The 10,319-nt window shown below is 73.3% G+C and carries 11 protein-coding genes; all 11 read right to left on the bottom strand.

Going from position 1 to position 10,319, the window contains the following annotated elements; translation table 11 throughout:
• Positions 1–376 precede the first annotated feature (376 nt).
• Positions 377–1,471, bottom strand: coding sequence for a hydrogenase expression/formation protein HypE (gene hypE / locus DY245_RS21035; RefSeq protein ID WP_425329422.1), 1,095 nt, complete (start codon positions 1,469–1,471; stop codon positions 377–379).
• A gap of 16 nt (positions 1,472–1,487) precedes the next feature.
• Positions 1,488–2,612: a hydrogenase formation protein HypD gene (gene hypD / locus DY245_RS21040; protein WP_128508798.1), complete on the bottom strand. Its 1,125-nt coding sequence runs from the start codon at positions 2,610–2,612 to the stop codon at positions 1,488–1,490.
• Positions 2,609–2,944, bottom strand: coding sequence for a HypC/HybG/HupF family hydrogenase formation chaperone (locus DY245_RS21045; RefSeq protein ID WP_128508799.1), 336 nt, complete (start codon positions 2,942–2,944; stop codon positions 2,609–2,611). Before DY245_RS21045 ends, hypD begins: the two co-directional genes overlap by 4 nt.
• 50 nt (positions 2,945–2,994) lie before the next feature.
• Positions 2,995–5,442 carry a carbamoyltransferase HypF gene (gene hypF / locus DY245_RS21050; protein ID WP_244943170.1) on the bottom strand — a complete coding sequence of 816 codons (2,448 nt, stop codon included), beginning with the start codon at positions 5,440–5,442 and terminating at the stop codon, positions 2,995–2,997.
• Positions 5,439–6,329 (bottom strand): hydrogenase nickel incorporation protein HypB, encoded by an 891-nt coding sequence (gene hypB, locus DY245_RS21055; protein ID WP_128508800.1) that lies wholly within the window; start codon positions 6,327–6,329, stop codon positions 5,439–5,441. Before hypB ends, hypF begins: the two co-directional genes overlap by 4 nt.
• A 3-nt stretch (positions 6,330–6,332) precedes the next feature.
• A complete protein-coding gene (locus DY245_RS21060; protein WP_128508801.1) occupies positions 6,333–6,713 on the bottom strand; it encodes a hydrogenase maturation nickel metallochaperone HypA/HybF in 381 nt (126 codons plus the stop codon).
• Positions 6,714–6,879: 166 nt separating this feature from the next.
• On the bottom strand, positions 6,880–6,984 hold the full coding sequence (locus DY245_RS48340; protein WP_425329420.1) for a DUF6893 family small protein: 105 nt from the start codon (positions 6,982–6,984) through the stop codon (positions 6,880–6,882).
• A 14-nt stretch (positions 6,985–6,998) separates the two neighbouring features.
• Positions 6,999–7,544 carry a hydrogenase maturation protease gene (locus DY245_RS21065; RefSeq protein WP_128508802.1) on the bottom strand — a complete coding sequence of 182 codons (546 nt, stop codon included), beginning with the start codon at positions 7,542–7,544 and terminating at the stop codon, positions 6,999–7,001.
• Entirely contained in the window at positions 7,541–8,962 is a 1,422-nt protein-coding gene (locus DY245_RS21070) for a hypothetical protein (RefSeq protein ID WP_128508803.1), read from the bottom strand. Before DY245_RS21070 ends, DY245_RS21065 begins: the two co-directional genes overlap by 4 nt.
• Positions 8,959–9,666 carry a DUF6084 family protein gene (locus DY245_RS21075; RefSeq protein WP_128508804.1) on the bottom strand — a complete coding sequence of 236 codons (708 nt, stop codon included), beginning with the start codon at positions 9,664–9,666 and terminating at the stop codon, positions 8,959–8,961. The genes DY245_RS21070 and DY245_RS21075 overlap by 4 nt, the downstream gene beginning before the upstream one ends.
• Positions 9,663–10,319, bottom strand: a 657-nt coding sequence (locus DY245_RS21080; protein WP_425329421.1) for a DUF5947 family protein, incomplete at its 5' end; no start/stop codon positions are given. The genes DY245_RS21080 and DY245_RS21075, both read right to left, overlap by 4 nt.

Here is a 10,319-nt window from a genome sequence, read left to right on the forward strand (position 1 = left end):
CGGCGGGGTCGTAGCGCCGCCGCGCGCGCCGTTGTACCGGTGCCGCCTCAGCCGCAGTTGCCGACGGCCCGTTTGCCCTCGAAACGGTCGGAGAGCCAGTTGGCGGCCGGTGCGGCGCCCACCATCGTGCCGAGGACATGCTCACCGAGCGGGGTCGTGCTCCGCTCAGCGCGGCCCGCACATGGTGCAGGGCGAACGTCGGCCGGCTCATGGCCCGACACCGTAGCCGTCGTGAGCGAAGAGGTCAGCGGGGGTGACGGTGCTTGTCATCGCCTGCGGTCGGCGGCGGTCCCCGGCGTCGTATGCGCGGGAGATCGAGGAGTACGCCGCGGCGCCGGCCGGCGTATGAGGCACCGCGGCGTACGGCGTTCCCTCCTCAGCAGATCCGCGGCAGCTGCTCCCCCAGCGGCAGATCGACCACCCGGGTGCCGCCGAGCGGAGTGCGGGCCACCACCATCCCGGGGTGGGTTGCCACGGCCTCACCGATGATCGCCGCGCCGGCGCCGAGGGGGTGGGTACGCATCGCGTCCAGGACGGCGTCGGCGTGCTCACGGGGCACAAAGGCCACCAGCTTGCCCTCGTTGGCGACGTACATCGGGTCCAGGCCGAGGATGGCGCAGGCGTTGGCGACCGTCGGTGGGACGGGGATGGCGCGCTCCTCGATGACGACGCCGGTGCAGGAGGCGGTCGCGATCTCGCACAGCGCCGCGGCCAGACCGCCGCGGGTCGGGTCGCGCAGGACATGCAGATCGGGGGTGACGGCGAGCATGGTCTCGACGAGTCCGCCGAGCGCCGCGCAGTCGCTCTCGATCTCGACTCCGAACTCCAGGCCCTCGCGGACGCTCATGATCGCCACACCGTGTACGCCGATGTCGCCGCTGACGATCACCACATCGCCGGGGGCCACGCGCTGCGGGCGCAGATCGACGCCCGGCGGGATCAGTCCGATGCCCGCGGTGTTGATGTAGACGCCGTCGCCGTGGCCCGCCTCGACGACCTTGGTGTCGCCGGTGGCCACCTCGACACCGGCCACCCGCGCGGCCGCGCCCATGGCGTCGGCGACCCCGGCGACCACCGGCATCTCCACGCCCTCCTCCAGGATGAAGCCGCAGGAGAGGTATGCGGCCCGGGCGCCGCTCATGGCGAGGTCGTTGACGGTGCCGTTGACGGCGAGGTCGCCGATGCAGCCGCCGGGGAAGAACAGCGGCCGGACGACGAAGGAGTCGGTGGAGAAGGCGAGCCGGGCGCCGCCGAGCGAGACCGCGGCGGAGTCGCCGAGCTGGGCAAGGATCTCGCCGCCGAAGGCGGGCACGAAGATCTGCTGGACGAGTTCGGCGGACAGTGCGCCGCCCCCGCCGTGCCCCATGACGACCCGGGGCTGGTCGCGCAGCGGGGCGGGGCAGGTCCAGCCGGAGATGTCGACGGTGGGCAGGCCGCGGTCGGCCGGCGAGGGGCCGTTCACCGTGGACAGGGGGGTGTGGGGGGTGTCAGGCAACGGGGCTCGCCTCCAGCGGGGTGGGCGTGGTGCCGAGTCGGCGGTAGAGGTAGTAGGCGGCGCAGGCTCCCTCGCTGGAGACCATGGTGGCGCCCAGGGGGGTGCGCGGGGTGCAGGTGGTGCCGAATGCCTCGCATTCGTGCGGCTTGATGAGTCCTTGCAGGACCTCGCCGCTGCGGCAGGCGGCGGGTTCGCGGGTGGTGATGCCCTCGACGGAGAAGCGGTGCTCGGCGTCGTAGTCGCGGTAGCGGGCGGACAGCCGCCAGCCGCTGGCGGGGATGGTGCCGATGCCGCGCCAGGCACGGTCGGTGACCTCGAAGACGTCGGCGAGCATGGCCTGGGCGGCCGGGTTGCCCTCGGCGCGTACGGCGCGCGGGTAGGCGTTGTCCACGGTGTGTTCGCCGCGCTCCAGCTGGCGGACGGTGCGGCGGATGCCCTCCAGGATGTCCAGCGGCTCGAAGCCGGTGACCACGATCGGTACCCGGAACCGCTCGGCCAGTTCGGGGTACTCCCCCATGCCCATCACGCTGCACACATGGCCGGCGGCCAGGAACGCCTGGACCCGGCAGCTGGGCGACGTCATGATCGCCTCGATGGCCGGCGGTACCCGGACGTGCGAGACCAGCATGCTGAAGTTGCGGATGCCGAGCCTGCTGGCCTGATGGACCGTCATGGCGTTGGGCGGGGCGGTGGTTTCGAAGCCGATACCGAAGAACACCACCTCGCGCCGCGGGTTCTGCTGGGCGATCTTCAGCGCGTCGAGCGGGGAGTAGACGACCCGTACATCGCCGCCCTCGCTGCGTACCCGGAACAGATCGCGGTCGCTGCCGGGGACGCGGAGCATGTCGCCGAAGGAGCAGAAGATCACGTCGGGGCGGGCGGCGATCTCCAGGGCCTTGTCGATGACCTCCAGCGGTGTCACACACACCGGGCAGCCCGGGCCATGGATCAACTCAACTTTTTCCGGGAGGAGTTGGTCGATGCCGTGCCGGATGATGGTGTGGGTCTGGCCGCCGCAGACCTCCATCAGGGCCCAGGGCCGGGTCACCGTGGCGCGGATGTCGTCCAGCAGACGCTTGGCCAGCCCGGGGTCCTGGAATTCGTCGATGTACTTCACTGCCGCGCCTCCCGCGCTCCGTCGCCCACGGCGGGTGCCGGCGGGCCGCCCGCCTCCTGCCATTCCTGGGCGGCGGCCGCCTCCCAGGGGTCGCCGAACTCCTCCTGCAGCAGGCCGAGTTCCTCGAACAGGGCGAGGGTCTGCCGGGCCGACTCCTCGTCCAGGCGCTGTAGCGCGAAGCCCACATGGACGATCGCGTACTCACCCACCGCCAGGTCGGGTACGTACTCCAGGCACACCTCCTTGACCACACCGCCGAAGTCGACGGTGGCCATCCGGGTGCCGTCCCGTTCCTCGATGTCCAATACCTTGCCGGGTACCGCCAGGCACATGGGCCTCTCCTCGTCGTGAGTACGTTGCGTCCGCCTCGCCGCGATGCCGTTCAGGGCGTGGCGGCCCCCGCCGTACGCGCCGCCACGACGATCTGGCCGAGCGCCAGTCCCCCGTCGTTGGGCGGGACGCGGCGGTGGCGCAGGACGGTGAAGCCGTCTTGCCGCAGCAGGCGGGCGGTGGCCTCGGCCAGCAGGGTGTTGGCGAAGACACCGCCGGTCAGTGCGACGGTCTCCAGGCCTGTGCGCTCACGGGCCAGCGCGCAGCTGCGCCGTACGACGTCGGCGACCGCGGTGTGGAAACGGGCCGCGATCAGCGCCGGGGCGGTGCCCGCGCGGACGTCCGCGACGACGGCGGTGAGCAGCGGCGCGGGGTCGGCGATGGTGTCGGCGCCCACGGGGCGAGCCGGGTACGTCGGTCCGGGGCGCAGTGCGAAGGCGTAACCGGGGCCGTGGTCCTCGCCCGCGGTCAGGGCCGCGGCTTCGAGTTCGATGGCGGCCTGGGCCTCGTATCCGGCGTGCTGGCACACCCCGGCCAGCGAGGAGACGGCGTCGAAGAGGCGGCCCATGCTGGAGGTGGGCACGCAGTTGAGGTGGCGTTCGAGCTGCCGGGCCAGCAGCCGCCGCTCGTCCGGCGGGCAGGCCGCCACCGGTGGCAGGTCCTCGGCCCAGTCGATGCCGGCGGCGCGCAGATGGGCCAGCGCCATCCGGTAGGGGCGCCGGACGGCGGTGTCACCGCCCGGCAGCGGGACGTAGGCAAGCTGTCCGAAGCGGCGGTATCCGTCGTAGTCGGCGAGCAGGATCTCGCCGCCCCACACGGCCCGGTCGTCGCCGTATCCGGTGCCGTCGAAGGCGACGCCGATGACGGGGCGGCGGCCGTCGAGGCCGTGTTCGGCCATGGCGGCGGCGATATGCGCGTGGTGGTGCTGGACCCGTACCAGCGGCCGGCCGTCGGTGTGGCGGGCGGCCCACTGTCCGGAGCGGTAGCCGGGATGCCGGTCGGCGGCGAGGAGCCGGGGGCGCACCCCGGTGACCGTCTCCAGGTGCGCCTCGGCCTCCTCGAAGGCGAGCTGGGTCGCCAGGTCGTCCATGTCGCCGATGTGCGCGGAGAGCCACGCGCGGTGGCCTTCGGCGAGGCAGAGCACGTTCTTGAGGTCGCCGCCGGTCGCGAGCGCGGGCCGTACGGGCACGGGGAGCGGTACCGGGAACGGTGCATAGCCGCGGGAGCGGCGCACGAACAGCGGCTCCCCGTCGCTGATCCGGACCACGGAGTCGTCGCACGGGATCCGGATCGGCCGGTCGTGGGTGAGCCAGGCGTCCGCCAGGTGCGCCAGGCGCCGTACGGCTTCGTCGTCGTCGGTGACGATCGGCTCGCCCGCGAGATTGCCGCTGGTCATGACGAGCAGCCGGGGCCCGGGCGGATCGCCCGGCAGGCCGAGCAGCAGGTGGTGCAGTGGTGTGTACGGGAGCATCACGCCCAGGTCGGGGCTGCCGGGCGCGACCGCGCGGGACGGTGTCGGCGCGCCCGGTGCCGGTGCGGGGTCATGGATGCGGCGCAGCAGCACGATGGGGCGTACCGGCCCGGTGAGCAGGGCGCGTTCCGCGTCGCGGACCCGCACCAGGTGGGCGATATCGGCGATGTCACGGGCCATCAGGGCGAACGGTTTGTCGCCGCGGGCCTTGCGGCGGCGCAGCAGGGTGACGGCGTGGTCGTCGGTGGCGTCGCAGACGAGGTGGTAGCCGCCGAGTCCTTTGACGGCCACGATCGCGCCGGTCGCGAGCAGCCGACGGGTGTCGGCGACCGGGTCGGGGCCGGGCGCCGGGTGGGGCGCGCGGGTGCGGTCGTCGGGGTCCGCGGTCAGCAGGCGCAGCCGGGGGCCGCAGTCGTGGCAGGCGATCGGCTGGGCGTGGAAGCGCCGGTCGGCCGGGTCCGCGTACTCCCGTGCGCACCGGGGGCACATCGGAAAGCGGTCCATGGTCGTCAGTGCACGGTCGTAAGGGAGTGCGGTGACGATGGTGAACCGCGGCCCGCAGTGGGTGCAGGTCAGGAACGGGTGCCGGTGGCGGCGGTCGGCCGGGTCGGTCAGCTCGGCGAGGCAGGCGTCGCAGGTGGCGGCGTCCGGGGCGACCAGGGTGCGGGAGGGGCCCTGGGCGCGGGAGGGGAGGATGGTGAATCCGGCACCGCCGACGGGGGCGATGTCCTCCCCGTCGACGGTCTCGACCACGGCCAGTGGGGGCGCCTCGCCAAGGATCCGTGCGCCGAAGCGGGCGAGCGCGGCGGGGGCGCCCTCGACCTCGGCGACCACGCCCTCACCGGTGTTCGTCACATGGCCCGTCAGACCCATTTCCGTGGCGAGGGTATGAACGAACGGGCGGAAGCCGACGCCCTGGACCACGCCGCGGACGGTGATCCGGCGGCGCGCGGTGGCCGTCGCAAGGGCTGTCGCGGGGGCTGCGGCGGGGGCTGCCGCGGGGGCCCGGTCTACCTGACTGGTCGTCATGAGCGGCTCGACGCCACGGTGTCGGGGTCGGCCGTGTGGACTTGGCTGCCCTGCTTCCGCGAGGCGTGGGTGTGCGGGTGCGGGTGGGTGTGCGTATGGCCCTCGTCGTGCGCATGGCTCTCGCCGTGCGCATGGCTCTCGCCGTGCGCATGGCTCTCGTCGTGCGGCTGATCGTCATCGGCGTCATGCACGTGATGGGACTTACGGGTCATGACGGGGATGTGCACCGGCGCGCCGTCGCGCGCCGCCAGCGCCCGGTCCAGCAGGGCGCCGTCCCCTTCGCCGGCGCGCGCCGAGGTGAGGACGACCTCGACGCCGGGGTTGATCCGTTCGACATTGGCGCGGAACTCCGCCTCGTCGAAGGAGACCGCGTCGGCGATATCGGTCTTGGTGACCACGACCAGATGGGCAAGCCCGAAGGCGGTGGGGTACTTCAGCGGCTTGTCCTCGCCCTCGGTCACCGACGCCAGCACGATGCGCAGCGTCTCCCCCAGGTCGTAGGAGGCCGGGCAGACCAGATTGCCGACGTTCTCGATGAACAGCAGCCGGGTGTCGGCGGGGAGCCAGCCGTTGAGGTGCCCGCCCAGCATCTCGGCCTCTAGGTGGCACAGCCCGTCGGTGAGCACCTGTTTGACGGGCACTCCAGAGCGGGCGAGGCGTACGGCGTCGTTCTCGGTGGCCAGGTCGGCGGTGAGCGCCGCGACGGGGATGCCTCGGCTGCGGGCGAGGGTGAGTTCGCGCTCCAGCAGGGCGGTCTTGCCGCTGCCGGGGCTGGAGAGCAGATTGACGACCGCGGTGCCCCGGGCCGCAAGGTCCTCGCGCAGGGTGTGGGCGCAGGCGTCGTTCTTGGCGAGCACGGCCTGTTGCAGGTCGACGACACGGCACATGGTTCAGCGCTCCTGATGAATCGGTGCGTGTACCGGGACGTCGTGCCAGCACACACTGACGATCTGCAGTTCACGGCCGGACAGCAGCTCGGCCCTCGCCCCGCCGCAGCCCGGGCAGCTGAGCTGCGGCGGCATGCCCACCGGCCAGGTGTCCGCGCAGGCGCCGCAGCGGGCGCGGGCGGACACCCGTTCCGTCATGAGTTCCGCGCCCTCCAACACCGTGCCGGCACAGGCGAGTTCGAAGGAGAAGGCCAGCGCGTCGGGGACCACTCCGGCCAGTTCGCCGACCTGCAGCCGGACGCCGCTGACCGTGGTGGCCCCGGCGGGCCGGGCCGCGCTCTCGACCTGGTCCACGATCGCGAGCGCGATGGACATCTCGTGCATCGGTCCCTCTCTGGTGCGGGGACGACCGGGTGCGGCCAGGGCCTGTCCGACGGGTCTTCGCGGGACAGGCCCGAGGCACTTCATTAGACGGCGCGGCCGGAGGGTGGCCGGGGTGCCTCGCCGGGGCGGGGCGGTGGCGTACACCGTTCGGTGCAGCGCCGCCCGGTCACATCGCCCGCATGCGCATATAGCGCCTGAGGTCGGGGAGCAGGCTCTTCAGGGCGACGGCGAGGGCGACGGCGATCGCGCCGCCCAGGGCGAGCTTCAGCATGGTGTCGGGTCCTTTCACTGGGGTGTCGCCGGCGCCGCGGCCGGCGTGGGCTCGTCCGCGCCGACCAGCTGCAGGATCAGCCGTACGGCCTCGTCGACCGCGGCGTCGACCGGTTCGCTGAGCCCGATGCCTTCGGTGACATCGGCGGGTTCGCAGCCGACGACCAGGACGCGCTCGGGGCGCCGGCCGCCGGTGCCCGCGCTGAGCGTGTCGAGCAGCGCCAGCACGGCGTCCGGGGTCATGTGGTGGGCGTCGAGCGCGGTGGCTCCCGGGCGGGCGGGGGCCGGGGTGGTGGCGTCGAGGAGGTGGACGGTGCCCGGTTCGCTGCCGCGCGCGGCGGCGTCCACGAGGAGCACCGTGTGGTATCCGTCGAGCATTTGGTAGGCCAGATGGACGCCCCGTACCCCGGTGTCGACGACCTCGACCCCGTCCGGGAGGGGGTGTTCGCCGAGCCGGCGGACGGCCTCGACGCCGAAGCCGTCGTCGCCGAGGAAGATATTGCCGACGCCGGCGATCAGCGTCTTCGCGGCCGGCTTGGCGACGGGTGCATCGGTGCTCACGCGTCCTCCAGGGGGGCGATCTCGTCGGGTTGGAAGTACAGGAACCGGCCCTGCTCCCGCCGGATGTCGACGCCCGGGTCGTCCTCCACCGTCACGGCGAGATGCACCCCGCCGTCGACGTCGTGCAGTACCGCCTCGACCTGCGCGGCGCGGCCCTGGAGGAAGAGGTCCTGGGCGTCGGTGCGGCGCAGGCCCGGCTTCAGCAGCACCCGGCTGCCGGCGCCGATCGACCGGCCGTCGACGGTGATCCGGTCGCGTACGGGGTCCACGCTGCGGTCGCTCTCGGGGTCCCACCAGGGGGTGTCCGGGCGGTGGCCGGGCACATCGGGGGCCAGGTCGTCGGGCGCGGCCGGCCCGGGCCCGGTGACCTCGCGCAGCGCCCGTACGGCGCCGTGCAGCCGCTCCAGCACCTCGGGCGGCATGGTGTCGGCGAGCTCGATGACCTCGGCGGCGCGCGGGTCGGTGCCGCGGGCCTCGCGCTTCTCCTGGTCGGTGAGGGCCGCGGTACGCAGGGCGAGGATCTCGTCGATCTCCAGCGCGTCGTAGAGGGCGCCGGGGCTTTCGGGGGCGATGGCCGGGTGGTCCTCCAGGATGATCGGGGCGGACAGCATCACATCGGCGCGGCCGGACTCACCGGCCAGTACGGGCCAGGCGTGCTCGTTGCGGCAGGCGGCGACGGCGCCCCGGGCCCATTCCGGCGGATCGGTCATGGACAGGAACGAGCCCGCGCTCAGGCCGAGCAGGAGATGGGCTCCGACCAGCGAGTGCGGCAGCGCGGCGGTCCGGTCGTCATCGGCGCCGTCCGGCTTCCAGGTGCTGGTGTTCTCGACGGTCGCGGTCAGCCGCAGCGCCGCGTAGGGGCCGTCGAGTTCGTCGGTGGTCAGCCGCACCTGGCCGGTGAGTTCCGCGCTGCGGCGCACCAGCCGGCCGGCCGGCCGCCCGTCGGCGTCGTGCACCGGCTCGGTCTCCTGCCGTGCGGGCCGGGTGAAGGGGATGGTCAGGCCCGCGCCGGCCAGCTTGGAGACATCGGCGTCGAGCGTGATGCGCTCCTCGGTGCCCTCGTCCCAGGGGACCAGCACCCGGTCGGGCAGTTCGAGTGCCTCGACGGTCTCGAACCCGCCGTCGGGGCACAGGCGTTGGACCGTACGCCGCTGTGCGTGCAGAAACCGCAGTTCGGCCGAGAGCCGGGCGCCGGCCTTGGGCTCCATGAGGCATTCGGTGCGCTGGAAGGAGTACTCCGCGCTGTCGGCGCCCCAGTGGGGCGGTACGAGGACGCCGAACTGCCAGCGGAGCCTGTTCTTGGCGGCGGATGCCCGGTACGGGTAGAGCACATAGCCCTCGAACAGCACGGCGTCCGCCACCTGGCGGGCGGTGGCGAAGCGGTCCGCCGTCTCGTCGGGCAGCACGCCGGCCGTCACGGCGCGGTCCTCTCGGTGACGGGGCGGGCGGCGGTGCCGGGGAAAAGCCGGGCGCGCGGTGCGGGCGGTTCGCCGCCGTCGGCGGTGGCCAGCAGCGCCTCGATGGTCGCCTGCCAGGAGGGCAGGGCGCGCCGGGAGCGGTAGGCGAGCAGTGCGTCGAGGGTTTCGCTCGGCAGCCGGATCCAGCCGCAGCCGGGGAAGTGCGCCTCGGTCATCTCCTGCCAGACGGCCACCGGCATGCGTACGGACGCTTCCTTGTTCCAGGGCACCGGTTGGACCTGGAAGCCGCCGGCGCCGGCGAACACCGTGCCGGAGAACAGCAGCAGCAGCGGGACCTCGCCGTCACGCAGCGCATGGAAGTAGCGGCCGGCCGCGACGTCCATGTCGTAGGTGCAGGGGACGGGGAGGTCCACCTCGGTCTCGCCGGTGAAGCCGGGTACGACGAGGGAGACCTGGGCGAACTGCAGGGGGTGCAGGGTGCTGCCCCAGCGCGAGCGCGCGCCGAAGAGGTCGGCGAGCGCCTCGGCCTCGTCGGGACGGTAGCCGCGCCGGGCCGGTTCGATCCGGATCTGGCAGCGCAGTGCGACGGCGTGCACCCGGGCCGCCTGGTCGGCGGCGGTGATACGGAGGCGGAAGAGGAGGGTGGGGGCGGCGGCGTAGCGGTCGGCGCGTACGCCGGTGCAGGCGAAGGACAGCTCGGTCACGGCCGGTCGTCCTTCCTCGGCTCACGGGCCCGGCGGGCGACCTTGGTGAAGAAGTCGGAGAGCGCGGCGCGTGCCTCGGCCCCGCCGTCGAAGCCCTGCCACAACAGGCGCATCCGGCCGACGAGTTCGTAGCAGATGTCGACGGGCACCAGGTAGCAGTCGATCCGGCCTTCGGACCGGCGCAGCAGCAGCGCCTCGACATCGGGCCGGAGCAGCGCGGCCAGCGGGCTGGCGGCCAGGACGGTCTGCCAGGTCTCCGGGTCGAGTTCGCTCTCGGTGGCGCCGGCCGGGCTGGGGTAGAGCGCGACCAGCCGGTCCAGGTCGGAGTGGCGCAGGAAGAAGGCGACGCCGACGGGGATCTGGAGGAGGTCCCAGGAGGCCTCGTCGACAGTGTGGCCGGGGTCGACGAGGTAGCGGTCGGGGACCGTACGGAACTGTCCCTTGCCCGCGCCGGGGCGGTCGAAGAGCAGCGCGCAGGGGGTGCAGGCGCAGGCCAGCGCGCGGCGTTCGGTGTCGACCAGGTGGCGGTGGTTGTGCTCGGCGAGCACCACGCCGCACAGTTCGCAGCGTTCGGGGGTGGCCGGCGTCGGCGCGCGGAAGCGGCGCAGGCCGCGGTGGGCGGCCGGCGGTCCGAGGCGCGGCGGCGCCGTCTG

It is taken from the genome of Streptomyces inhibens (assembly GCF_003389455.1).
Taxonomy (GTDB): domain Bacteria; phylum Actinomycetota; class Actinomycetes; order Streptomycetales; family Streptomycetaceae; genus Streptomyces; species Streptomyces inhibens.